Source organism: Desulfovibrio sp. SGI.169, from assembly GCF_050313595.1.
Lineage (GTDB): Bacteria > Desulfobacterota > Desulfovibrionia > Desulfovibrionales > Desulfovibrionaceae > Desulfovibrio.
Window position 1 is genome coordinate 36,280 of the sequence record NZ_JBNPLS010000010.1, and the last position, 23,383, is coordinate 59,662.

A 23,383-nucleotide genomic window follows, 5' to 3' on the forward strand; every position below is an offset into this window, starting at 1 on the left:
GATTCCCCGGACGTTCTCTGGAACGCCCTCATTATTTGGACGACAACTTTCCCTTATTCATTCAGATAACTTTCAAGCAGAATATCTTCAATCTTGCCCTGGTTCAGATAATCGTTGAGCACGGGGATCAGATCCTGCTTGATGGCTGCGGCGTTTCTGGCGTCCATCAGATAGTCGCCGCTTTTGCTCCGCAGATAGTAGTAGATGGCGTCACGCAATGAGATCATTTTGTGATCCATCTCTTTGTCCAGGCCGTCCTGCTTGCTCAGGGTGGAAAATTTGCAGATCAGAAAGCGGGTTTCGCCCTTGGCGTCGACGCCGGGCACCAGAAACGGCGCAAATTCCTTGATATAATCGCTGTCGGCCCGCGTGGCGGGCTTGGAAGGCACCACAATGACTTCCGGCGCGGGAGGCGCGGGGGGGGGGGGCGGAGGCGTGCGCAGAAAAAACCACCAGACGGCCGCGCCCAGAATCAGCAGCAGGGCCGCGCCCGCGGCGGCAATGATGGTCAGTTTTTTCTTTTTGCTGTTGCCGGCCTGGGCGTCGTCAACTTCAGGCAGGGCGGGGGCGTCGTTCTCCCGCACGGCGGGGGCCTTCTCTTCCGGCATCTGCAGAAAGGGGGCGTCGTCCAGATCAAGTTCCACCTTGGTCTGGCCGGGGTCTGGCCCTGGGCGAACCTGCGTATCATCCCCGGGGGGAGTTTTGAGATCAGTTTCGTCTGCCACGAGCATGCTCCCGGATGGCCCGAAAAAACGCGGCGCTTCCCGCGCCGCCCCGCGGTCTGACCAGCCGCCGCCCTCACGTCGCCGCTCTGAATGCCGTCAGGCCGCGCCGTGAGGGGCCGGGGCGCCGGCCGGAAAAATGGCCCGTTTGCGCCAAGGCGGCCCGTGCGGCCCGGGCCGCGTTACGGAAAAATCTTGTCGATCTTCTGTTTCATGGTGTCGGCGGTGAAGGGCTTGACGATGTAATTGGACACCCTGGCCTGCACCGCTTCGATGATGTTTTCCTGCTGGGCCTCGGCCGTGACCATCAGAAAGGGAATATCCGCAAACTGCTCGCTGGCGCGCACCTTGCGCAGCAGTTCAATGCCGGTCATCTGGGGCATGTTCCAGTCGGAAACGATGAATTCGATCTTTTCACGGTTGAGTATTTCCCAGGCGGTGGTGCCGTCGTCGGCCTCCACCACATTGTTGAAGCCGAGCTGGCGCAGAATGTTGCGCACAATGCGGCGCATGGTGGAAAAGTCATCCACAATGAGAACGCGCATATTGGGATTGTAAGGCATGATGCATACTCCTTCGGTGATCCGGGCGAAGCGGCGAACACTGACGCGCGCATGCCGCGGTGCAGAGCCGTCTGGCCGTTTCCGCTACATTTCCGCAGAGTCGCCGTACAGGCTGACAAATTCCTTGCGCAGGCGGCCCAGGGCCTGCGAATGCAACTGTGAAACGCGCCCTTCGGTGATGCCCATGACTTCGGCCGTTTCACGCATATTTAATTCGTCGGTATAATATAGCGAGAGTACCAGCTTTTCTCTGGGCGTCAAGCGCTCTATCAGAGGCACCACGCGTTCCACGAGTTCGCGCATGGCCGTATTGTTGTATGGCGCGCCGCCGCTTTCCGGCCCTTCGCCGGCCAGAGTATCCTGAATGGCGTCCAGAGAGAGCCATAGCTGGTTCTGCAGGGCTTCCAGCCCCTGACGCACATCGCGCAGCTCCAGGCCGGTGATGTCCTGAAGCTCTTCTTCGGTGGCCTGGCGGCCCTGTTCATGCTCCACCTTGCGCAAAGCCTCGTCCAGCACGCGCACGCGCTGACGCAGGGAGCGGGGGAACCAGTCCAGCCGGCGCAGTTCGTCCAGCATGGCCCCCTTGATGCGGTTTTCCGCGTAGGTTTCAAAGCGAATGCCCAACTGCGGCCGGAATTTGCCCAGGGCTTCCATGAGCCCGAGAGTGCCGGAGCTGATCATTTCGCTCAGTTCCACGCTGCGGGGCAATTTGGCTTTGAGCCGTAATGCCAGAAAGCGTATCTTGGGCGCATAATGCCGAACCACATCCTCCTGTTCAGCCGAGGAGAAATTTTCCCAGGCCGTGGCGCCGGTTTCGAGCGCTTCCCAGGGGCTGGCCTGTTGTACCTGCGCTGTGCCGGTTTTCATGTGTCGTTCCTTTCCGGTTCGTGCCTCTTCTTCCTCCGGCATGCCCGCATGCCTGTAATGTTGCCGCCGCCCTCAGCCCGCCCGGGCGGACGACGGAGAAATGAACCTGTCAAAATTTATGCAAGTTCTGTTCCGTTAACGAAACAGCAATTTTTTCCAGAAAAATTTGATGTTGCCGTCCAGATTTTTCGGAACCTCCCAGGCGGCGATAGTTTGGGCCAGCTGCATTGTGGCCCTGGCGGCCGGGCTTTGGGGGTCGCTCTCGCAGAAGGGCAGTTGCCGCACCACGGCCTTGCGCACGCCCGTGTCGCGCGGAACCACGCCCACCAGATCCAGGGAGACGCCGCTGAGAAAATGGTCACAGGCCTGATGCAGGCGGATAAACATATCCCTGGCGGTGGTGATGTCCGGCGCCATATTGACGCAGACCTTGAAATGCTCCACTCCGTGGGTGAGCTTGAGCACCTTGATCAAGGCGTAGGCGTCGGTCAGCGAGGTGGGTTCGGGGGTGAGCACCACCAGGCGTTCCTGGGCGGCCATGTTGAAATAGAGCACATTGTCGCTGATGCCCGCGCCGGTATCCACAATAAGGTAATCCAGCTCGTCTTCCAGTTCGTCCACGGCTTCCAGCAGTTCCAGCTTCTGACCGGTGGAGAGGGTGAGCATTTCGCTCATGCCGGACGAGGCCGGGAGAATGTCAAAGCCGTATGGCGTGGGGAAGAGGATGTCCCGCAGGGACGCGCCTTCGTGGAAAAGGTGAAAGAGGTTCTTCTGCGGGGTCAGGCCCAGCAGCACGTCCACGTTGGCAAGACCCAGGTCGGCGTCGATCAGGGTCACCCGCTTGTTGAGCCGGGCCAGGCAGAGCGCCAGATTGACCGAAAGATTGGTTTTGCCGACGCCGCCCTTGCCGGAAGTGACGGAAAATACCAGTGGAAATGTGCCGCTCATCTGTCTGCTCCGCATTGTTTGTATGGGTCGGGCAAATATGTTTTGAATTTGCCCCGGCGGCTGCGGGAACAGCCGCCAGCCACGAAGACCGCGCAATTCGCTTGCCTTGTTAAGCGCCAAAGTGGACGCGTTTCAACTTCACCGTCACTGTAACACGCATGGGCTCTGAATCAGGGCGCTCAGGCCGCCTGGCCGGGAATCTGACGTTTGAAAATCAGCCGCCAGATCAGCGGTTCCGTGGCCGGGGCGAGGCTTTCCTTGAGTTCCGCGCCGAACGACAGCGCTGAAACCGGCAACCCGGCCACGCAGGCCACGTTGACGATGCTGCCGAAGCTCACGGCCTCGTCCAGCTTGGTCCAGACCAGACTGCCCGGCCCCCCGCTCCGATAGCGCTGCAAAAATTCCCGCGTCTGGAGGGCGCTGCAAAAAGGCGAAAGCGTCAAATGCGTGGCGGCCTCCTCCTTCAGACCAGACGCGTCCAGTCCCATTTCCGTCCGCCATTGGTCGAGATTTTGCCCGCGCGACAGGCCCGGCACATCCACAAACACGGCGCGCGCGTCCCTGGCGGCCGCCAGGGCGCGTTCCATGCCGGCTCTGTCGGAAGCTTCCAGATAGACGAAATTGGAAAGCTCGGCCCAGTGGCGCAGGGTCAGGCGGCCGTTGCCGCGCAGACAGTCGGCGTTGATAAAGGCGATGCGCGCCTCCGGTTCGCTCTTGCGCAGATGCAGGGCGAAGCGGAGCGCCGTGGTGGTTTTGCCGAAACCAAAAGGCCCCACCATCAGATGCAGGCGCTGGCTCCACTGCGCCGGGCCCCAGGCCTTGACCGGCACCATGCCGCACAGGCATTCCAGCACCGAAGCGCCAGGTTCGGCCAGCAGGCGCTTGTACAGATCCACGGCCACGGCGTCGGAAACGCCCTCCCGCTGCAGGTATTCCAGGGCCACGCGCTGCCGGGGGGTGAGGCGCTCCAGCTGTATGGCGGGCTTCATCAGGGCGAAAAGCTGATCCTTGATCTGCATCCACTCCTTATGCCATTCGCCCCAGCCGCTGGGCGCGCCCGAAGCGGCCTCACTCGTGGTCTGCCGCTCAAGCCCGGCGGTGATTTCATGCTGGACCACGCCGTTTCTGCGGTAGGTGCGGTTGCCCAGAATGACGGCCTCAGGGCCCATTTCAGCTTTGACCTGGGCAAGAACCTCTTGTGATGTGGCGCCGGTGAATGTTTTTACCTGCATGGTCCGTTCCTTTGCCGCGCGGCATGCCGCCGGTCGTCGCCGTCATGACGTTTGTCTGACGGCAAAAAGAATAATGCAAAATAAGGGCCAAAATAAAAACGCATTCCATCGCCAAGGCTGAAATGCGTTGCATGGATGGCCCACAGCCGTCAGGCCCGCGCGCGGGCATATGTTATGCCGGGCGCGCGGCGCTGTCCAGCGGCCATGCCGGCGCTTTTGCCAACGGGCCTGTTGTCGTGTATGGCAGAAGGCAAGGAGCGAACATGAACGAGCACATTCGTTTTGACCGTGACGCGCTTGAGCTGCATTTGCTGGATCAACGCCTGCTGCCCGAGGAAGAGGCTGATTTTGTCTGTCGAACGCCCACGGAGGTCATTACGGCGCTGCAAGACATGGTGGTGCGCGGCGCGCCCGCCATTGGCGTCACCGCCGCCTGGGGCTGCGCCCTGGCCGTGGCTGTGGCCGGTGACGGCGCGGGCTGGCAAGAGCGTCTGAGCGCCGCGCTGGAGGATATGGCGCGGGCCAGGCCCACGGCGGTCAATCTGCGCTGGGCCGTGGAGCGCATGCGCGCCCGCTGGCGCGCCGCCGGGAATGTGCGTCGCCCCGCCCTGCTGGAGCTTTTTTTGCGCGAGGCCCGAACCATGCAGGATGAGGATGTGGCCGTTTGCAAGGCTTTGGGAAGTTTCGGCGCGGCCTGTCTGGAAGACGGGGACACGGTGCTCACCCACTGCAATGCGGGCGCGCTGGCCACGGCGGGCTACGGCACGGCTCTGGGCGTGATTCGCGCGGCGGTGGAGCGGGGCAAGCGCATCCGCGTCATTGCCGACGAAACCCGGCCCTTTTTGCAGGGCGCGCGTCTCACGGCCTGGGAACTGCAACGGGACGGCATTCCGGTCAGTGTGGCCTGCGACAATGCCTGCGCCCTGCTGATGCAAAAGGGCCTCATCCAGCGCGTGGTGGTGGGCGCGGACCGCATCGCGGCCAACGGCGACGCGGCCAACAAGATCGGCACGTTCGGCGTGGCCCTGCTGGCGCGACATTTCGGCATTCCCTTTTATGTGGCCGCGCCGCTTTCGACCATTGACCCCCAGACCAGTGACGGCGCGGCCATTCCCATTGAGGAGCGCCCGACCGACGAAGTGACCCACATGGGCGGACGGCGCGTAACGCCCGCGGGTGTGCCGGTGTACAATTTTGCCTTTGACGTGACCCCGGCGGCGTTGATCAGCGGCATTGTCACCGAGGCGGGCGTGCTGCGGCCGCCGTACGGCCCGGCCATCAGGGCCGCTCTGGCGGGGGCGCGTCAGTGAAAGAGCTTGTCCTGCTGGTGGAGCCGGCCAGAGAGCCCGCCGCCCTCTCGCCGAAACAGGTCATAGCCCACTGGAGCGCCTGGGAAGCGCCGGAAGGCCGCATTTCCCTCTCCGCGCGCCTGCATGCCGATCTCGTGACCATCCGCGCCGAGCATATGGCCTGGGCCTATGATCTGGGCCGTCTGCCCGTGGGCCGCAAGGAAACGCAGGCCAGGCTCAAGGCCGGGGCAAGCCTGTCCATGTGGTGGTGCTCTCTGCTGTACGAGCGCCATCCCAAGATGACCCCCGGCCTCCACGTCATCTACAAATTGCGCGCCCTGGAACGCCTTATGGACGAGCAGGGCTTCACGGCTCTGCGTCTTTGCGGCGGCGACGGCGTCTTGCGCCGCAGCCTGGCGGATTTCTGCGCCGCTTCGGGCCGTCCGTTTGTGGCGTTTCATGAGCCGGGGCCGCGCATGGCGCGCGCGCAAAGCCTGCTGCGGCGGCTGTACAACGCCTGCCCCGCGCCTTTGCGCGCGGCGGCTCGCTACGCGCACTGGTGGTGGAGCGTCCGACGCGGGCTGCCCGGCCTTCGCAGGCGGGCGGACAGCCTGCCCGCGCCCGCCACAGGCCGGCGGGCCGCCACCATTGCCACCTATTTTCCCAATGTGGACATGCGGGCCGCCGCTGAAGGCCGTTTTCGCTCCCGCTACTGGGAGACGCTGCACGACGCGCTGAATGAGCGGGCGCGGCGCGAGGGGGGGCAGTTCGTGCACTGGCTGTTCATCCGTTTCCCCGCGCCCCAGCTCAGTTTCGCCCAATGCCGCGAGCTGCGCGACCGCTTTCGCGGGGAAGGTCTGGACGGTCTTTCCTTTCATTATCTGGAGGAATTTCTGCGCCATCGCGATCTCTGGGCGGCGCTGTGGCGCTATCTGCGCCTTTGCTGGAGCAGCCTGCGTCTGGAAAAACATGTGCGGCCGGCCTTTCATTTCGCCGGTTCACGGCTCAATTTCTGGGCCTGCGCCAAAGCGGACTGGGTTGAATCTTTCCGGGGCTGGCGCGGGCTGGAACGCTGCCTGCAGGATCGGGCCTTCCGTCGCTATGCGCGTTGGGCCGGGGCGCAGCGCTGGACGCTGTTCCCGCTGGAAAACTGCCCCTGGGAGCGCATGCTGACCCAGGCCATGCGCGAGGCGCACGGCCCGAACGGCGGGCCGGTGATCGGCGCGCAGCATTCCACCATCCGTCCCACGGATTTTCGCTATTTTGATGATCCGCGCACGTTCGGCGCGCGGGATTGCGCGCTCTTCCAGCCTGACGTCGTGCGGGGAAACGGCGGCTCCGCCTGCCGGCAATGGCTGGAGGCGGGCATGCCGCCCGAACGTCTGGGCGAAGTGGAGGCCCTGCGTTATCTCTACCTGGCCGGAGCGCCGGGGCGGAGCGAAAGCGCGACCGCCACGCCCGCCAGACGGCTGCTGGTTCTGACCAGTTTTTTCAGTGACGAAACCGAGGCGCATCTGGCCCTGCTGGCGCGCGCCGCGCATGCCGGGCTGCTGGACGGCTGGGAACTGGCAGTCAAGCCTCATCCCTATCTGCCGGTGGCCGAGCGGCTGCGCGCGCTTCTGGGGCGACGCATGCGCGATGTCCGCCTGGCGGATGGCCCCATTGCCGACGAGCTGCGGCCCGGCGTGCTGGTCTGGGCCTCCAATTCCACCACCGCGGCTCTGGACGCGGCGCTCAAGGGCCTGCCGGTCATGGTCATGCTGCCTGACGATGATTTTGACCTCTGCCCCATACAGGATGCGCCGGGGCTGTTGCGCACCGGCTCCCTGGAGGATGTGCGTCTGGCTTTGTCCACGGCCGCGCCGCTCAGGCTGCCCGCCGACTATCTGAACCTGGATGCGGCCCTGCCGCGCTGGCGGCGTCTGCTGGGCCTGTAGGCGGGCGGGGTCAGCCCGGCCATGTCGAAACGCGCAAGCGGCCGTTTTCTGCATGCGGCAATGAGCGGTTGCCTGCTTTCGGCGCCTCTTGGCCCGTCCTTCCGCGCAAGCGGAAGGACGGGCCGCATTTCTGTCGCTGGAGCCTATTCCGCGCTGACCGTGCCCACGGACTGAAGGCGGATGTCCGAGGGAATTTCCGCCTGTGAAATCACGGGAACCGTGGGCAGAAAGCGGGTGATCAGCTGCGCCAGATGGGGCCGGACAACGGGGCTGGCCAGAATGACGGGCTGGCCGTCGGTGTTCACGGCATTTTCCACGGCGGCGTTGATGTTTTGCATCAAACGCTGGGCCACCGCCGGATTGAGGGAAAGGAAGGCGGCGCCGTTGTCGGTCTGGCGAATGCTCTCCTGCACCATGCGCTCGGCGTTGCCGTTGAGGGTCAGCACGGGCAGCACGCCCTGACTGTCCAGATAGGGCCGCACAATGGAGCGGGAGAGTTTTTCGCGCACATATTCGGCCAGCATGTCCGGATTTTTGACGCTGCCGCCAAAGTCGCCCAGGGTTTCCACAATGGTCAGCATGTCGCGGATGCTGACGTTTTCGCGCACCAGCAGTTGCAGAACTTTCTGCACGCCGCCCAGAGAGATGGCACCGGGCACCAGGTCTTCCACGGCCTTGGGCGAATGCCTGGCCACGGTGTCCAGCAGGCCCTGGACGGCCTGACGGTCCAGAAAGTCGGCCAGATGGCGCTTGAACACTTCGGTCAGGTGGGTGGCAATGACCGTGGCCGGGTCCACCACCGTATAGCCTGCCAGCATGGCTTCCTCGCGCTGGCTGTCCGGAATCCAGAGCGCGGGCAGGTTGAAGGCGGGCTCGCGGGTTTCGATGCCGTTGATGCGCGTGGTCACGTTGCCGGGGTCCATGGCCAGGAAGTGATCCACCAGAATTTCCGCCGAGGCCACCTGATTGCCCTTGATCAGCAGAGAGTACTGGCCGGGTTTCAGTTGCAGGTTGTCGCGCAGGTGCAGGGAGGGAATGACCACGCCCATATCCAGAGCGAACTGCCGCCGGATGGAGCGAATGCGCGCCAGCAGGTTGCCGCTCTGTTCCTCGTCCACCAGGGGGATCAGGCCATAGCCCACTTCCAGTTCCAGGGTGTCCAGCGGCAGCAGGGCCTGCACTTCTTCGGGGGTGTCCGCCGTGGCCGGCGCTTTGCCCGAACTCTTGCCCTTGGCGTTCTTTTTGCCGCTCTTTTCCTCTTCTTCCTCGTTTCTGGCGCTCAGGCGCGACACCAGGAAAAGCAGGACGGAAAGCGCCATGAAGGGGATGGCGGGCAGGCCGGGCACCAGAGCGAAAATCAGCAGCACGGCGGAAACCATCTTCAGAGCGTGGCTGTTGAAGGTGAGCTGGGCCAGAAATTCCTCGCCCATCTTGGCTTCCGAGGCGGCGCGCGAAACCAGCAGGCCCGTGCCCGTGGAAACGATGATGGACGGAATGGTGGACACCAGACCGTCGCCGATGGTCAGCAGGGAATAGGTGGTCAGGGCGGTGTTCCAGTCCATGTCTTTCTGAACCACGCCGATGATGATGCCGCCGACAAGGTTGACCATGGTGATCAGCATGCCGGCGTTCACGTCGCCCGACACAAATTTGCACGCGCCGTCCATGGCGCCGTAAAAGTCGGCCTCTTTGCGCAGGGCGTGGCGGCGGTTGTTGGCCTCCTCCTCATCAATAAGCCCGGCGTTGAGGTCGGCCTCAATGGCCATCTGCTTGCCGGGCATGGCGTCCAGAGTGAAGCGCGCGGCCACCTCGGCGATGCGCGTGGTGCCCGAAGTGATGACGGTTTTGTTCAGAATGAACATGATCATGAAAATGACGCCGCCCACCACATAGCTGCCGCCCACCACAAATTCGCCGAACGAGCGGATGACGCTGCCCGCGGCTTCCGCGCCCATGTCGCCGTTGAGCAGAATCAGGCGGGTTGAAGCCACGTTCAGGGCCAGACGCAGCAGGGTGGTCACCAGCAGCAGGGAAGGAAAGATGGTGAACTCCAGCGGCGAGTTCATGAACATGGTGGTGACCAGCACCAGCAAGGAGATGGAAATGCTCACGCAGAGCATGATATCCAGAAAGAAGGTGGGCAGAGGCACCAGCATGACAAAAAGGATCACCACCACGCCTGCCGCCAGCATCAGTTCGCCGTGTTTGGAGAAACGGCTGTAATCCATTTGCGGAAGTCCGGTTGTCGCCATTTTTCTGACACCTCATTCTGTGCTGCGGGCGGGGCCGCCCTGGGGAAAATGTCTAGTTCTGCCGCGCGCCGGGCTTGAGTTTCCAGATGCTGGCCAGCAATGCGGCCACCGCCTTGTACAGCTCTTCGGGAATCATGTCGCCCACTTCCACCGCCTTATACAAAGCGCGTGCCAAGGGCACGTTTTCACGGATGGGCACATTGTGTTCGCGGGCCACGGCCTTGATTTTCTCCGCCAGATGGTCCGCGCCCTTGGCCAGCACCACCGGGGCGGCGGCCTCCTGCGCGTTGTAACGCAGGGCCACGGCGATATGGGTGGGGTTGGTCACCACCACGTCGGCCTTGGGCACATCCTGCATCATGCGTTTCATGACCACTTCCATCATTTTGCGGCGCTGCTGCCCCTTGACGACCGGGTCGCCGTCAGCCTGCTTGCGTTCGTCCTTCACTTCGTCCTTGGTCATTTTCATGCCTTCCTTGTAGGCATAGCGCGACTGCCAGACGTCAAAAGCCGTGATGGCCAGAATGGGCAGCAAGGCATAGTAGGCCAGCTTGAGGCCCATCTGGAGCATGTAGGCGGCCACGCCCTCGGCCGTGGCGTAATACATGGGCAGAAAATTCTGATATTCCTGATAGATAAGATAGCCTGGAATCAGGGAAAGAATAATGGAAAACAGCAGGCTCTTGATGGTGCGCAGAACCGTCTGGGGAGAAAACATCATCTGCTTCAACCCCTTGAGCACGTTGAAGCGCTGCCATTTGGGCTTGAAAATCTTGGTCGTCCAGAGCTTGCCCACCTGAATGCGCTGGGCCAGAGCCGCCAGAAAGGCCAGAAAAAGCAGGATGGGCAGAATGAGCACGCACAGTTCCAGGGTCAGCTCAATGCTCAGGCTATAGACATTTTGGGGGTTGGGGTCAAATTCCCAGGAATGGGTCAGAAAGCGCCGGAAAAGGCCCTTGATGCCCTCGGACATGGGGCCCAGCCAGACATAGAGGGCGATGAGCCCGCCCGTGAGGCTGACGGCTTTGCCCAGTTCCTGGGATTTGGGGACGTTGCCTTCCTGACGCTGTTTGTTTCTGCGTTTCGGGGTGGCTTCTTCCGTTCTGCTGGGGTCTTGCTGTTTGCCGAACATAAGGCTTGCCCTCGGCGCTTTCCGCTGTTGCGATTTTGGCGATCAGCGGGAAGGCAGCAAAAAGCGTGCCCCTTTTGTGTTGCCTGTGTTTCGGCCGCGGGCCCTGCCCTCCGGCGCGGCGTCAAAAGCCGGGCCGCGTCAGCTTTCGCCGCCCGTGTCGTCCCCCCACCACCATTGGGCGCGGCGGCAGAGCAGGTCAATATCGCCGGCGGCGGCCAGATTGAGCATCTGGCGGTACTGGCGCACGGCTTCGTGGCTGTGCGGGTTGGCCTCGAACAGACCGGCGAAGAGCCGGGCATCCTCGGTAAGCATTTTGCGCGCCGCGTTCTGGCGTCGGCGGAACGAGGGCGTGAGGAAGGGCAGCAGATCCTCCTGCCCGGCCAGCAGGGCGAAGTAGGCCAGGTTGGTGATGAAATTCATGTTCTGAATGCGGGCCATGGCCTGGTCGTGCTTTTCAGCCGTGGTGCGGAAGGTGCGGCAGCCCAGGGCGGTAAAAAAGCCCTCGGTCAGACGCAGATGCTCTTCCGTGGCGTTATGGCCGGGGGTCACGGCCACAGGCAGATCCGCCTCCTGGCCGGGGTTGGGACCGAACAGGGGGTGGGCGCCCACCACCGGGCCGGGCCAGGCTTTTTCCATCTGGCGCAGGGGTTGCTCCTTGACGGAAGTGATGTCGGCCAGCACCGCCGTGGGCGGCAGATGCGGGCTTACCCGCCGCGCAACCTCGCCGAACACGGCGGCGGGCACGCAGAGCAGGGCCAGCTCCGCATTCAGGCAGGCCGCGTCCAGACATTCCGGGGTCAGGGGCTGATCCGCCCCGGCCACCGTCAGGCCGGCGGCGGCGGCTCTGGCGCACAGCATGGCCCCCATGCGCCCGCCCGCGCCGATCAGCGCGGTTTTGGCGGGCACGCGGGAAGAATGGGAAAGGGCGTTCATTGCAGGCGGCTCCAGACTTCCCAGAATTGCGGGAAGGATTTGCGCACCACCATGGGGTCGTCCAGGCGGGTCTCCATGCGCAGGCCGGGTTCCTGCAGGGCCAGCAGCGCCAGGGACATGGCCATGCGGTGGTCATTGTGCGCGCAGAGGTTCAGCCCTTCGGGCAGACGCGGCGCGTTTTGCCTGCCGCAGCCGCGCCCGGCCAGGCCGCTGACCAGCATGCCGTCCGAAAGCTGATCCACGGTGACGCCGGTTTTGGCCAGTTCTTCGGCCGGGGCGCTGATCCGGTTCGATTCCTTCACGCGCAGATGGGCCACATTGCTGATGCGCGTCGAGCCCTGGGCAAAGGCGGCCAGCACCGCCACCGTGGGAACCAGATCCGGGCAGGAGCCCATATCCAGAGCCACGCCGTGCAGGGCCGAGGGGTACACTGTGACGGCTTCGGCATCCGCCTCCACGCGCGCGCCCATCTTGCGAAGGATGTCCAGCATGGCCCGGTCTCCCTGAAGGGAGTCAGCCCGCAGGCCCTCCACGCGCACGGGGCGGCGGCCCAGCGCTCCGGCGGCCAGAAAGTAGGACGCGCCGGACCAGTCGCCCTCCACCGTATAGTCGCCGCTTTGGTACGCGCCGGGCCGCACCTGAATGCGCAGGCAGGCGGGGCGGGCTTCATCCAGGTCGCGCCAGGCCCCTTCCGGCAGGGGATGCCAGGGGGCCTCCGCATGTTTGCGCGTCTCCACGCCGAAGTGGACGCCAAAATCCGTCAGGCATTGCAGGGTCAGACCCACATAGGGCCAGGACACGGCCTTGCGCCCGGCCAGCTCCACGCAAAGCGGCGCGGGGCAGAGCGGCGCGGCCAGCAACAGGCCGGAGAAATACTGGCTGGAAACATCCATGCCCAGCCGGAGCACGCCGCCGTCTCCGGCCAGGGCCGGGTTCAGGCCGTGGGCCTGAAGCCGCAGGGGCGGGCAGCCCGGCGCGCCCTCAAAGACCACGCCCGCGCCCAGTGTGGTCAGGGCTTCGGCGAGTTCGCCGATGGGGCGCTCATGCATGCGCTCCGCGCCATGAATGCGGAACAGGCCCTCCCCGGCGGCCAGCACGGCCGTGAGCAGGCGGCAGGTTGTGCCGGATTCGCGCACGTCGCAGGACAGGGGCCGCCCCTGACCGCCGCGCGGCGCGCCGCCGAGGCCGTGAACCCGCCAGGCGCCGGCCCCGTCGCGGGAGGTTTCCAGCGGTTCCAGGCGCGCGCCCGCGCTTGCGAGGATGGCCCTGGTGCACTCCAGGTCCGCGCTTTCCAGAACATGGCGCACTGTGGATGCGCCCCCGGCCAGGGCCGCGCCGATCAGATAGCGGTGGGACAGGGATTTGGAAGGCGGGGCTGTAACCGTGACCGCCGAAGTGTGTTCTGTGTTCTGAAGCATGGTCTTATATCCCTTGTTCGTCGGAGGCGTCGTCCCCGCTGAGGCCCATGCGGTCCAGTTGCGGGCCGGTGGGATAGCTGCCCAGAATGCGAAAACTGGTGCAGACATTGCGCAACTGTTCCAGCAATGCCGCGTAGCGCGGGTTTTCCAGATTGCTTTCCACATCCGCGAAGAAGACGTAACGCCAGCACTGGCCGCGCAGGGGGCGGGATTCGAGCTTGCGCATGTTGATGTCGTGCCCGGCCAGCAGGTCCAGCACTGCGGAAAGAGCGCCGGCCTTGTCCGGCAGGGTGAAGAGCAGGGATGTCTTGTCCGCGCCGTTGTGCCCGCCGGGCGTGGGCCGGGGCTCAGCGCCGCGGGGGGGCTGGGCCGATTTGGGGCCAATGATCACAAAGCGCGTCCAGTTGCCGCTTTCGTCTTCAATGCGCCGGGCCAGCATGCCCAGACCGAGCATGTCGGCCAGCTTGCCGTGGCCGATGGCCGCCGCGTCCGGCTGAACGGCGGCGCGCTGGGCCGCCGCCGCCGTGGACTCCACGGGAATCAGGGCCGCGCCGGGCAGGCGCGTGCGCAGCCAGCCGCCGCACTGGGCCAGGGGCTGCGGGTGGGAATACACCGTGCGCACGGCGGCCAGGGAGGACGCGTTGCTCAACAGGCAGTGCGAAATGCGCGAAAAAAGTTCGGCCTGAATGAAGACCTCGTGCTTGAGAAAAAGATCAAAACTCACGCCCACCGTACCTTGGAGGGAGTTTTCCAGAGGCACCACGCCCAGTTCGCACTGGCCGGAACAGACCTCTTCAAAAATCTGGGCGATGTCTCCGCAGGGGTGAAAGCTGGCCGCATGGCCGAGATACTCCACACCCGCGAAATAGGAAAAGGTGCCTTCCGGGCCGAGATAGGCCACGTTCTGCGGTCGTTGCAGGGCGCGCGAGGAGGAAAATATCTCGCGCCAGATGGCCCTGAGGTGTTCTTCCGGCAGGGGGCCGGGGTTTTGGGCGGCCAGGCCGTCCAGCACCTCGCGCTCACGCATGGGCTTGAAGATGATGCCTGGCTCCGTGGCCTTGATGCGCCCCACCTCCACGCTCAGTTCCGCGCGACGGTTGAAAAGGCGAAGCAGCTCCTGATCCACCGTGTCGATTTCTCCGCGGATGGCGGCCAGACGTTGCGAACCGCCCGCGGCCCTGCCCGCCCGCGCGCTGTCCTGCCGATCCCGGCCCTGGGGCCAGTGTGATTTGGCGTCGTCCATGCCCTAAACCTCCTGGATTTCTTCGCGCACACGCATGCCGAAATGGCGTCCCGCCTCGTCGACGCGGCAGAGCACCGTATCGCCGGGCTTGAGGCCCACCACGCTCAGCGGCGTGCCGTCCGGCGCGGTCAGCCGGATGGTTTCGGCGTTCTGAAGGAAAACCGCGCCCGTTTTGGGGCCGTCTTCGCTCTCCACCCGGGCCTCGATCAGCAGCATGGGACGCACTTCTATCTTGACGCGGCCCAGCGTGGCCACGCCGGTTTCGCCGTCCGCGCCCACGATGAGTACCTCCTGCCCGGCGCGCAGCTCGCCCAGATAGGTGGTTCTGTCGCGGGGCAGGCGCGTGTAGGCGTGCACGGCCCCGGCGTTGACCCGGAAGGGCCGAGCGGCCACATATTCATTGTGCTCGGTTTCGGCGTGCACCAGAAAGGTGAAGGCGCTGGAATTGCCCACCAGCATGCCCTGGCCCCGGCGCAGCAGCGAGAGCGTGTCGGCGCAGACGCGGTGCCCCAGACCCACAGGCTCCACACGGGTGATCACGCCGGGGAGCAGATGCTCGCGCCCCTGGGAGAGCTTGCACTGGGCCACGATGGCCTTGAGTTCGCCCACGGCTTCGGGCAGAACCACAATGCCGTCCACGCCGCGTTCGAGAATCCCGGCGGCCAGGCGGGCTTCATCCAGAGTTCCGGCCTCGGCCAGCACAGCGTCGCTCTGGGCCAGCAGGTTCTCCACCGGAATGACCTCCCAGCCGCGGGCCAGGGCCACGCGCTCGCCGTTCTTGAGGCGGGCCAGCGCGGCTTCCTCGTCGGCCTTGGCCGTGAGCGCCGCCACGGCCACATCCTCGTCGGCCCAGACCGGGCAACGCGAGAGCCCGGCCACCTGCTCCACCCGCGCGCGCGGCACAATCACGCCATCCACGCCCGATTCCAGCGCCAGAGTGACCTGACCCTTGTCAAAGGGAACGCAACGAAAATAGATGCGGGACATGGCCTTACTCTCCCACAATCAGCATGGCCTGATCAACGGAAGCGCCCTCGTGCACGATGCCGCGCAGGGCCTTTACCAGAGCGACGCGGTTGGGGTGCTGGAAGACGTTGCGGCCCACGGAAATGCCCGCGCCGCCCGCCTTGAGGGAGTCATGAACCATTTCCAGAATCTGACGGGTGGACTCCATGCGCTCGCCGCCCGCGATGACCACAGGCACGCAACAGGCCGACACCACATCGGAGAAGCTTTCAATGTCGCCGGTGTAGGGCACTTTCACGATATCCGCGCCCAGCTCCACGCCCACGCGGGCGCAATGGGCCACCACGGCGGGATCATAGCCGTTTTTCACCTGCGGGCCGCGCGCGTAGACCATGGCCAGCAGGGGCATATGCCAGTTGTCGCAGGCTTCGGCCACCCGGCCCAGATCGGCCAGCATCAGGCGTTCGTTGGGGTCGCCCAGGTTGATGTGCACGGAAACGCAGTCCGCGCCGTGCTTGATGCCTTCCTCCACCGTGCCCACCAGGGTTTTGGTGTTGCCGCAGGGCGAAAGGGCCGTGGAAGCGGAAAGATGCACGATAAGGCCCACATCCTTGCCCGCGTTGCGGTGGGAACAACGCACCAGGCCCTTGTGCATGAGCACCGCGTCCGCGCCGCCCTCGGCCATGTCGTTGACGGTTTCGCGCATGTCCACCAGACCTTCCACAGCGCCAAGGGTGACGCCGTGATCCATGGGCACAATGATGGTGCGGCCGTTTTCGCGGTTGAAGATGCGTTCCAGACGGACTTTTTTGCCGAGGTACATGGTGAACTCCTTTTGGGTTGCTGCCTGATCCAGTTGCAGCCAATCCGCATGCGGCCGAAACGAAAAAAGGGCCGCCGGCGGTATGCCTGCGGCCCTTTGAACTTGCGGACAACGAACGTCAGCGAAGTTCCCGACCACAGGCTTCGGTAAAGTACGCAAAAAAATACCAGCTGAAGCCGGCGGCGCACATGGAAGCGGTGGCGGGAACAAAGTGAAACATGACGTTGATACTCCGTATTGAAAATATTGAGTAGCGCCAGCCCCGGCGGATGTCAACAAAAAATTTGCGGAAATTTTCTCATCCCGCGGAATTTGAAAAAAAAAAGCCCGCCGCGGCCTTTCACATGGTCAGGCTGTCGCTTCCTGCGGGGAGCGGGGGCGGGGTTTGCGCGTTTCCAGGCGCTGGCGCACAAAGTCCGCGGGCTTGACGCCCGCGGGCACGGCGCTGAGGGGAAATTCCGCGCGGGCCAGGCCCCGGTGCCCTCCGGCGACGCCCACGTCATGAAAGCAGCCGTCCGCCAGGCGGCCGATATGGCGGCCGCCGTCGCCGCGAAAGATGACAATGACGGTTTTATCCAGCACGCCGCTCACGGCAATCCACCTGAGGCCGTGCACCTTGGTGAAAAAATCGGCCACAGCCACCAGCAGGTCGGCGCTGTTGACCTCGCCGAGGGCCGCATGCGCCCCGCCGCCCCGGCAGTCGGCCAGAGAGCGGAAAGCGCGTGAAAAGAGCGGCAGCCACGCGCGCAGGTACTCGCTGCGGCTGATACGGCGCAAAAGCCCTGTGTCCGCATGGCGGAAAAGCCACTGGTAGGCGCGCAGATCCTCTTCGCCGCCGGAACGCTCGAATGTCGCGGTGTCCGTGCGGATGCCGTACAGCAGCGCCGTCGCCAGCAGCGAGGCGGGCCGCACGCGCAGGGCCTGGAGCAGGCGGGTCAGTATGCTGCTGGTCGCGCCCACGCCGGGGCGGATATGGCAGAAAGCCCCTTCGGTGAGGGATGCCGCCAGGTCCGTGGGCGGATGGTGGTCAATGACGCAGCCAAAGCGCAAGCCCGCGAAAGCCCGGTTGTGCGAAGGCTGCGAGTCCACCATGGCAAAGTGGTCGTAGGCGGCCGCCTTTTCCGGCTGCCAGGGTCTGGCCGGAATGCGCAGATAGCGGATCATGGCCAGGTTGTCCGGCCGGGTCACCTCGTTGATGCGCATGATGTCCACGCTGTGCACCTTATGCAGCATGAGCCGTTTGAGCGCCACAGCCGAAGCCAGGGCGTCCGGGTCGGCGTTGATGACAATGCACCAGCGTTCATTCCTGTCCAGATTTTGCCGCCATTGCTTGAAATCGGCGATATATTCGGCATTGGGCGGCATGCCCCCTCCTTCTCTCTTGCCCCGTCGGGGCGGCTATGCCTGCGCGTCGGCGGCGCGGGCCAGCGCCGCCAGCGCCGCCAGCGAAACCGCCACGCCCGGCCAGTGAAAAATCTCCGCCAGATGCACGGCGGAGCGCGGCAGCCGGGCCATGATGGCGGTTGCCGTGCGGCGTTGCGACGGGGTGAACCGCGTCAGCGGAAGATGTTCATCCCGCCTGCCGGGAGCGCTCCAGTGAACCAGAGCCGCCGTTTCCGGCAATGCGGAATCCAGAAGCCGCTTCTGAGCGTAGCCCAGGAGATGCCCCACGTCCAGACAGAGCCCCAGCCCGTGGTCGGATAAAAAACTCTCGCCCAATTCCAGCACGTCGCAGGAATCCACATTTTCCAGCAGCAGCGGCACAGGGCTGCGCGCCTGCCAGCGTGAGGCGAAGGCGCGCAGCAGGGCGCGCTTGCGGGCCGGCGCGCCCTCAGGCGGATGCAGCACGGCCAGGCCCGGCTTCAGGCGAACCGCCTTGGCGCAGACGGCCAGGGCCAGATCGACCGCCGCCCCGGGCGTCGCGGCATGGCCGGTCGGCCAGGGCAGATCCACTGGCAGATGCACATGACAGCGCAACGGCAGGTCGGCCAGAGCCGGCGCAATGTCCTTTTCGTCATAGGCCAGACAGGGTCGGGCCTCGAAAAGACAGAGAGCCGTTTCATCCACCTTGCCGCTGAGAAAACGCATGTTTTCGGCCAGCGTGCCGGGCAGCACAAAGGAGGGCGCGGCCAGACGGCCCGCCAGGGGATGGCGGGGGGTCTCACCGGTCGGGGCGCTCACGGGCGGGCTCCGGACGGGAGCGTATGCGCCATGGCCGCCGCTTCGCGCCGCAGGTTTGCGGTCAGGCGGGCCAGACGCGGGCTGTCCAGCCGTTGCCCGTCGGCTTCGTCCGCCGCCGGGCGCAGGGCCGTGTACAGGCGCGCGGCCAGGGCCGCCCAGGGGGCCTTTTGCTGTTCCCCGCCCCTGCTGTCCGGCGGCGGGTGGTGGCGGAGTTTCTGATCCAGAAAATCGTTGGCGAAAATGTCCAGCTCCGCCGTGTTTACCGGCAGGCGCAGAAAGCGCCCCAGGCGGCGCAGCTGACGGTCGGGCTCGCGCAGCAGCAGGTCGTAGTCCGTCAGCAGGCGCGGCAGGCCCGCGCTGCCTTCCAGAATGTCCAGCATATGCGTCAGCCAGAGTCTATGGCCGCTTTCCGGCTCCAGATGATCCCGCTGGAGGAGGGAAAGGCCCACGCTTTCAGGATGCCGCAGGCTGACGGCGCAGTGCGCGCGCAGCCCCGATGCGGCCAGCACGGGCCGCCAGAAGGGCAGCAGACGGCTCATGCGCGGGTCTTTAAGGCCCAGAACCGCATGGTCGGCGCTTTTGGCGCACAGCATATCCAGGGCCGCCACGCCGACCGGGCCGGTCGCCAGAGCGCGCAGCGTCCGCGCATCCGGCGATTCCTGGCTCTGCCAGGTCAGATTCAGCCGGGCCAGCATGGCCTTGTTGAAGGCGTAAAGCCCGGCGTCTTCAAAAAAGCCCTTGGGGTTGCAGGGGTGCGCGGGCAACAGATCATTGCCCAGCGCAACCCCCAGAACCCGCAGGCCCCTGGCCAGGGCGCTGGTGCCGCTGCGGTGCATGCCCAGCACCAGTACAAGACGAGCGGCGGCATTCATGCTTTTTTTCTACAGCAGGCGTTGCGTGGCCCAGCCGTGGGCTTGCGCCGCCTCTTCGGTTTTGGGGCCGCCCAGCACGCAGACGGCGCCCTGGCGCGCGGCCTCGGCCAGCACCTCGGCAAACTGCGCGAAGTGCCGCGCCGTGGCGCCCAGCATTTCCTCGCGCATCTGCTGGCGGATTTCGTCCGTGTCGCCTGTCAGCCAGCGCGCCAGAGACTGGGCCCCCCTGGCGTCGGGCAGCAGGTAACTGTCCAGATCGCCCACCGCGCCCACAATGGCCTGGGTCAACTGGGCCTTGTCAGGCTTGAAGCCGCGCAGAAAATCGGCCATGCCGTCGTATGCGGCCAGGGTCTGATCCACATTGGGGTCGCGGTAGGAGGCGCAGACCAGGGAGCCGCCCAGGTGGTCCAGCATGCAGAAGGCCCCGTAGGCCCCGCCGCGCACGCGCACCCGCTCCCACAGATAGCCCATGCGCAGGCAGCGCAGAATAACGCTGGCCGAGCCGTGGTAGACATAGCCCTGATCATAAATATTGGCGGCCTTGCCCACATAGTTGATCTGGGCCGGAGCCACAAAGGCTTCAGCCGGGGGCAGGTCGCGCATGGGCGGGGTATCCCGGTTTTCGCGGGTGCCGACGGGCTGGGGCGGCAGGGCCGCCAGCAGGGCGCGGGCCTTGTCCTGAGCCAGGGCCAGACCCCCGGCCTCGGCCGTGCAGTCGAAAACCGCGCCGGAGCTGACCACGATCAGCCCGCGCAATGCCTCCAGATCAGCCAGCAGGTCTTCCGGCGAAGTGTCCAGTTGTTCCAGCAGGCCGCGCAGCGAGGCCAGATAGCTCAGGCCGCCGGTGCGCTCGGCCAGAGCGCCCGCGCCGGTGAAGCGGGCGCGCAGCCGCGTGCTCACCGCCGTATGCCCGGCGGCCTGCAGGCCGTGCTCCAGCCGGGCCTTGCCCTCCAGCAGCATTTGTCTGAGACGCTCGCGGGCCACAGCCGGGTCACGCAGGGGCTCCAGCAGAATTTCATGAAAGATGTCGAAAAGGTCTGGAATCTTGTCATACACCGCCTTGCCCGTCAGGCTCAGATAGCTGATGGTGCGGCGCTCCCTGGTGACGCCCAGCAGGGTGTCGGCCCCCACGCCGCCGGTCTTGGCCGCCATGTGCGCGCCCAGGGCCGTAAAGTCGCGCCGCGCCGTGCCCAGCTCGGTGAGGGAGCGGGCGAAAAGCGGCAGCAGGGGCGTCAGGCGCTCGGGCAGACCCGCCAGGGGCAGCAGCAATGTGGCGTAGGCAATGCCCCGGGTGGGCAGTTCATGACTCAGGCAGGTTGCCGGCAGGCGCGATTCGGAGCGGGGGATGGGCGCGTTGCGGCGGGGCAGATCCTGCAGGCCCAGCGCCGGGATGCTGGCCAGGGCCTCCGGACTGTCCGGCGTGGTCTGGGCCTTTTGCAGACGGCGGGTTTCCTCCGCCAGGGCGGCGCGCCGTTCCGGCCCGGCTTCAGCCCGCAGGGCGGCCAGCCGGGCGGCCTCGGCCTCGTCGCGCGCCCTGCCCAGATTCACATCGGGCAGCAGAACCACCGTGGCCCGGTGCGCGTTGTCCAGAAACCACTGGCGGATGGCCTGCTCAAAAACTTTTTCGCCCCGCGCCAGACGCTCCTTGATGTCTCTGAGCGGCGCCTCCCAGGCCAGCGGGGCCAGGGGGTCGCCGTCATACAGCCAGGTGGACAACGCCTGGATCATGGCCGCCAGCCCGCGCGGGAAGCGCCCGGAATTGTTTTCGCGGTAGGCAAATTCCACACTGTTCACCGCCGCTTCCACGGCCGCCGGCTCAATGCCTTCCTCGGCCAGGCGGGCCAGCACGTCGAAAATCAGCAGTTCGGCCCGCTGCACGTCGCCGGGGGCCACGCCCTTGAGACCTGTGGAGTAGTACATCTGGCGCAGATCCGTCTCCAGCCCGCAACCCGTGGTGTCCTCGCCCAGGCCGGAGCCGATCAGGGCCTTGCGCAGCGGCGAACCGGGCAGGCCCTCCAGAATGTGTTCCAGCATTTCCATGAGCAGGGCCTGATGCACGTCGCCGCGTTCGCCCAGCAGCCAGTTGACCGTGAACAGGGCGCGCTTTTCGCCTTCGGCCGCCGCGTAGGGGGCCTCAATCTGGCGCGGCACGTCCCGGCGCGGCTGAAGGGGCACGGCGGAATCCGCGGGCCGGGCCGCGTAGCCTTGCAGGGCCGCGTCCAGCAGGCGCAGGCGCTCGTCTTCCGGGTCATCGCCCCAGAAGAAAAAGCGGGCGTTGCTCGGATGGTAATAGCGGCTGTGAAAGTCGCGAAAGGCCTGATAAGTCAGGTCGGGAATGCGCTCGGGGTTGCCGCCCGAGTCCAGGCTGTACAGCGTGTCCGGGAACAGGGCCTGCTGGCTCTGCTCGGCCAGCACGGAGTCGGGCGAGGAGTACACGCCCTTCATTTCATTGTAGACCACTCCTTTGTAGCTCCAGGGGCCGTCGGCGCTTTCGGCCTCCACATGCCAGCCCTCCTGGCGGAAGATGTCCTCGCTGATGCGCGGGTGAAAGACAGCGTCGATATAGACGTCAATGAGATTGTAAAAATCGCGCAGATTGGCGCTGGCCACCGGATAGCAGGTTTTGTCCGGAAAGGTGAAGGCGTTGAGAAAGGTTTGCAGGGAACCCTTGAGCAGTTCCACAAACGGTTCCTTGACCGGGTATTTCTCGGAGCCGCAGAGCACCGAATGTTCCAGAATGTGGGCCACGCCTGTGGAATCAGTGGGCGGCGTGCGAAAGCTCACGCCGAAGCACTTGTTTTCGTCCGCATTGGCGATGGAGAGCAGTTGCGCGCCCGTGGCCCTGTGCCGCCAGAGGCGCGCCGTGCCGCCCACTTCCGCCATGTTCCGTTCTGTGAGCGGGGTGAAGCCGTGTCTATCCATGTATGGGTGTCCTTGTGCTTGAGTTCATTGCGGGGGCCGCAAGCCGGCAAGCTCACTATAGGGATGGAACACGGCTTTGAAAAGGGGCCGGGCTTCATTCGCCGCCGCGGCGAGGCGCTTGCCATCTTTACTGCTTTGAGCTATAGAAGCCGTTCCATTACGCACACTCCGGCGATTCTCGGGGTGCCCGTTCCGCGAACGCGCGTCGCGTCCGGCCTGCGGCGGGTAAAGAGAGTCACGCCACCGGGGTGGAGGAAACAAACCCATTGGAGGATCACAATGGCTTACGTCAGCATGAAGCAGATGCTGGAAACCGGCGTGCACTTCGGGCACCAGACCCGGCGCTGGAACCCCAAAATGCGTCCGTACATCTTCGGGGCGCGCAACGGCATTCACATCATCGACCTGCAGCAGACCGTGAAGCTCTTCCGTGTGGCTTACGACAAGGTGGTGGACACCGTGGCCAAGGGCGGCAAGGTGCTCTTTATCGGCACCAAGCGGCAGGCGCAGGAGGCCGTGGCCGCCGAGGCCGGTCGCGCCAACCAGTTTCATGTGACCAACCGCTGGATGGGCGGCACCCTGACCAACTTCGTGACCATCCAGAAAAGCGTGGAGCGCCTCAAGAAGCTGGAAGCCATGTTCGCCGACGGCAGCATCAACCGCTACCAGAAAAAGGAAATCCTGCTGCTGGAACGCGAAATGAAAAAGCTGGAGGAAACCCTGGGCGGCATCAAAAACATGGATCGCCTGCCCCAGCTGGCCTTCATCATCGACCCCAACCGTGAAGACATCGCGGTGAAGGAATGCCGCAAGCTGGGCATCCCCATCGTGGCCGTCACGGACACCAATTGCGACCCTGACCTCATCGACTACATTATTCCCGGCAATGACGACGCCATCCGCGCCATCAAGCTTTTTGTGGCCGCCTTCTCCGAAGCCTGCCAGGAAGGCGAAGCCATGAGCAAGGATCACAAGGACGCCGCCAACGCCGAAGAGGCCATGCAAAAAGCCGCCGAAAGCGCTTCGGAAGCCGACGCCGCGCCCGCGCAGGAGGCCGCTCCCGCCCAGTAAGAGCGGAGCGCT

At 64.9% G+C, this 23,383-nt stretch carries 19 protein-coding genes; 3 read left to right on the forward strand and 16 right to left on the reverse strand.

Translation table 11 applies throughout. The features are described from left to right. Nucleotides 1-53: 53 nt before the first annotated feature. The 5 genes from ACQRA4_RS07040 to ACQRA4_RS07060 form a co-directional block, all read right to left on the reverse strand. Complete coding sequence (locus ACQRA4_RS07040; protein ID WP_427822387.1) at nucleotides 54-725, reverse strand: flagellar basal body-associated FliL family protein; 672 nt, start codon at nucleotides 723-725, stop codon at nucleotides 54-56. A 179-nt stretch (nucleotides 726-904) separates the two neighbouring features. Beyond that, nucleotides 905-1,285, reverse strand: a complete 381-nt coding sequence (locus ACQRA4_RS07045; protein ID WP_427822388.1) for a chemotaxis response regulator CheY — start codon at nucleotides 1,283-1,285, stop codon at nucleotides 905-907. Nucleotides 1,286-1,369: 84 nt separating this feature from the next. After that, on the reverse strand, nucleotides 1,370-2,152 hold the full coding sequence (locus tag ACQRA4_RS07050; protein ID WP_427822389.1) for a FliA/WhiG family RNA polymerase sigma factor: 783 nt from the start codon (nucleotides 2,150-2,152) through the stop codon (nucleotides 1,370-1,372). A gap of 135 nt (nucleotides 2,153-2,287) precedes the next feature. Then, on the reverse strand, nucleotides 2,288-3,100 hold the full coding sequence (locus tag ACQRA4_RS07055) for a MinD/ParA family protein (protein ID WP_427822390.1): 813 nt from the start codon (nucleotides 3,098-3,100) through the stop codon (nucleotides 2,288-2,290). A gap of 179 nt (nucleotides 3,101-3,279) precedes the next feature. Next, the gene (locus ACQRA4_RS07060) at nucleotides 3,280-4,332 is read right to left on the reverse strand and encodes a flagellar biosynthesis protein FlhF (RefSeq protein ID WP_427822391.1); all 1,053 of its coding nucleotides are present in this window, start codon (nucleotides 4,330-4,332) and stop codon (nucleotides 3,280-3,282) included. A gap of 263 nt (nucleotides 4,333-4,595) precedes the next feature. Between ACQRA4_RS07060 and mtnA the strand changes: the two genes are divergently transcribed. Together mtnA and ACQRA4_RS07070 are read left to right on the forward strand one after the other, a co-directional pair. After that, nucleotides 4,596-5,642: an S-methyl-5-thioribose-1-phosphate isomerase gene (gene mtnA, locus ACQRA4_RS07065; RefSeq protein WP_427822392.1), complete on the forward strand. Its 1,047-nt coding sequence runs from the start codon at nucleotides 4,596-4,598 to the stop codon at nucleotides 5,640-5,642. Continuing rightward, the gene (locus ACQRA4_RS07070) at nucleotides 5,639-7,558 is read left to right on the forward strand and encodes a TIGR04326 family surface carbohydrate biosynthesis protein (RefSeq protein ID WP_427822393.1); all 1,920 of its coding nucleotides are present in this window, start codon (nucleotides 5,639-5,641) and stop codon (nucleotides 7,556-7,558) included. Before mtnA ends, ACQRA4_RS07070 begins: the two co-directional genes overlap by 4 nt. A gap of 143 nt (nucleotides 7,559-7,701) precedes the next feature. Here ACQRA4_RS07070 and flhA read toward each other — a convergent pair whose 3' ends face one another. The 11 genes from flhA to ACQRA4_RS07125 all read right to left on the reverse strand — a co-directional run bounded on the left by flhA (nucleotide 7,702) and on the right by ACQRA4_RS07125 (nucleotide 22,300). Continuing rightward, on the reverse strand, nucleotides 7,702-9,810 hold the full coding sequence (gene flhA, locus ACQRA4_RS07075; protein ID WP_427822394.1) for a flagellar biosynthesis protein FlhA: 2,109 nt from the start codon (nucleotides 9,808-9,810) through the stop codon (nucleotides 7,702-7,704). A gap of 52 nt (nucleotides 9,811-9,862) precedes the next feature. After that, on the reverse strand, nucleotides 9,863-10,942 hold the full coding sequence (gene flhB / locus ACQRA4_RS07080) for a flagellar biosynthesis protein FlhB (RefSeq protein ID WP_427822395.1): 1,080 nt from the start codon (nucleotides 10,940-10,942) through the stop codon (nucleotides 9,863-9,865). A gap of 138 nt (nucleotides 10,943-11,080) precedes the next feature. Then, nucleotides 11,081-11,875, reverse strand: a complete 795-nt coding sequence (locus ACQRA4_RS07085; protein WP_427822396.1) for a prephenate dehydrogenase/arogenate dehydrogenase family protein — start codon at nucleotides 11,873-11,875, stop codon at nucleotides 11,081-11,083. Then, complete coding sequence (locus ACQRA4_RS07090) at nucleotides 11,872-13,293, reverse strand: 3-phosphoshikimate 1-carboxyvinyltransferase (protein ID WP_427822397.1); 1,422 nt, start codon at nucleotides 13,291-13,293, stop codon at nucleotides 11,872-11,874. The genes ACQRA4_RS07085 and ACQRA4_RS07090 overlap by 4 nt, the downstream gene beginning before the upstream one ends. Before the next feature lie 4 nt (nucleotides 13,294-13,297). Next, nucleotides 13,298-14,536, reverse strand: a complete 1,239-nt coding sequence (gene pheA, locus ACQRA4_RS07095) for a prephenate dehydratase (RefSeq protein ID WP_427822398.1) — start codon at nucleotides 14,534-14,536, stop codon at nucleotides 13,298-13,300. A 3-nt stretch (nucleotides 14,537-14,539) separates the two neighbouring features. Further along, nucleotides 14,540-15,523 (reverse strand): 3-dehydroquinate synthase II family protein, encoded by a 984-nt coding sequence (locus ACQRA4_RS07100; RefSeq protein WP_427822399.1) that lies wholly within the window; start codon nucleotides 15,521-15,523, stop codon nucleotides 14,540-14,542. A 4-nt stretch (nucleotides 15,524-15,527) separates the two neighbouring features. Continuing rightward, nucleotides 15,528-16,325 (reverse strand): 2-amino-3,7-dideoxy-D-threo-hept-6-ulosonate synthase, encoded by a 798-nt coding sequence (locus tag ACQRA4_RS07105; RefSeq protein WP_427822400.1) that lies wholly within the window; start codon nucleotides 16,323-16,325, stop codon nucleotides 15,528-15,530. A 348-nt stretch (nucleotides 16,326-16,673) separates the two neighbouring features. Continuing rightward, nucleotides 16,674-17,690 carry a DHH family phosphoesterase gene (locus ACQRA4_RS07110; protein WP_427822401.1) on the reverse strand — a complete coding sequence of 339 codons (1,017 nt, stop codon included), beginning with the start codon at nucleotides 17,688-17,690 and terminating at the stop codon, nucleotides 16,674-16,676. 33 nt (nucleotides 17,691-17,723) lie between these two features. Beyond that, nucleotides 17,724-18,506, reverse strand: a complete 783-nt coding sequence (cbiR, locus tag ACQRA4_RS07115) for a cobamide remodeling phosphodiesterase CbiR (protein ID WP_427822402.1) — start codon at nucleotides 18,504-18,506, stop codon at nucleotides 17,724-17,726. Further along, the gene (locus tag ACQRA4_RS07120; RefSeq protein WP_427822403.1) at nucleotides 18,503-19,378 is read right to left on the reverse strand and encodes a sulfotransferase family protein; all 876 of its coding nucleotides are present in this window, start codon (nucleotides 19,376-19,378) and stop codon (nucleotides 18,503-18,505) included. The genes cbiR and ACQRA4_RS07120 overlap by 4 nt, the downstream gene beginning before the upstream one ends. A gap of 9 nt (nucleotides 19,379-19,387) precedes the next feature. Then, the gene (locus ACQRA4_RS07125) at nucleotides 19,388-22,300 is read right to left on the reverse strand and encodes an insulinase family protein (RefSeq protein ID WP_427822404.1); all 2,913 of its coding nucleotides are present in this window, start codon (nucleotides 22,298-22,300) and stop codon (nucleotides 19,388-19,390) included. A gap of 279 nt (nucleotides 22,301-22,579) precedes the next feature. Between ACQRA4_RS07125 and rpsB the strand changes: the two genes are divergently transcribed. Then, nucleotides 22,580-23,371: a 30S ribosomal protein S2 gene (rpsB, locus tag ACQRA4_RS07130; RefSeq protein WP_427822405.1), complete on the forward strand. Its 792-nt coding sequence runs from the start codon at nucleotides 22,580-22,582 to the stop codon at nucleotides 23,369-23,371. Nucleotides 23,372-23,383: the final 12 nt, after the last annotated feature.

Coding starts and splice junctions, on each gene's coding strand:
- mtnA (WP_427822392.1), top strand. CDS start 4,596: ATGAACGAGCACATTCGTTTTGACCGTGACGCGCTTGAGCTGCATTTG.
- ACQRA4_RS07060 (WP_427822391.1), bottom strand. CDS start 4,332: ATGCAGGTAAAAACATTCACCGGCGCCACATCACAAGAGGTTCTTGCC.
- ACQRA4_RS07085 (WP_427822396.1), bottom strand. CDS start 11,875: ATGAACGCCCTTTCCCATTCTTCCCGCGTGCCCGCCAAAACCGCGCTG.
- rpsB (WP_427822405.1), top strand. CDS start 22,580: ATGGCTTACGTCAGCATGAAGCAGATGCTGGAAACCGGCGTGCACTTC.
- ACQRA4_RS07055 (WP_427822390.1), bottom strand. CDS start 3,100: ATGAGCGGCACATTTCCACTGGTATTTTCCGTCACTTCCGGCAAGGGC.
- ACQRA4_RS07105 (WP_427822400.1), bottom strand. CDS start 16,325: ATGTACCTCGGCAAAAAAGTCCGTCTGGAACGCATCTTCAACCGCGAA.
- flhB (WP_427822395.1), bottom strand. CDS start 10,942: ATGTTCGGCAAACAGCAAGACCCCAGCAGAACGGAAGAAGCCACCCCG.
- ACQRA4_RS07125 (WP_427822404.1), bottom strand. CDS start 22,300: ATGGATAGACACGGCTTCACCCCGCTCACAGAACGGAACATGGCGGAA.
- ACQRA4_RS07045 (WP_427822388.1), bottom strand. CDS start 1,285: ATGCCTTACAATCCCAATATGCGCGTTCTCATTGTGGATGACTTTTCC.
- flhA (WP_427822394.1), bottom strand. CDS start 9,810: ATGGCGACAACCGGACTTCCGCAAATGGATTACAGCCGTTTCTCCAAA.
- ACQRA4_RS07090 (WP_427822397.1), bottom strand. CDS start 13,293: ATGCTTCAGAACACAGAACACACTTCGGCGGTCACGGTTACAGCCCCG.
- ACQRA4_RS07120 (WP_427822403.1), bottom strand. CDS start 19,378: ATGAATGCCGCCGCTCGTCTTGTACTGGTGCTGGGCATGCACCGCAGC.
- ACQRA4_RS07100 (WP_427822399.1), bottom strand. CDS start 15,523: ATGTCCCGCATCTATTTTCGTTGCGTTCCCTTTGACAAGGGTCAGGTC.
- pheA (WP_427822398.1), bottom strand. CDS start 14,536: ATGGACGACGCCAAATCACACTGGCCCCAGGGCCGGGATCGGCAGGAC.
- ACQRA4_RS07110 (WP_427822401.1), bottom strand. CDS start 17,690: ATGCCGCCCAATGCCGAATATATCGCCGATTTCAAGCAATGGCGGCAA.
- ACQRA4_RS07050 (WP_427822389.1), bottom strand. CDS start 2,152: ATGAAAACCGGCACAGCGCAGGTACAACAGGCCAGCCCCTGGGAAGCG.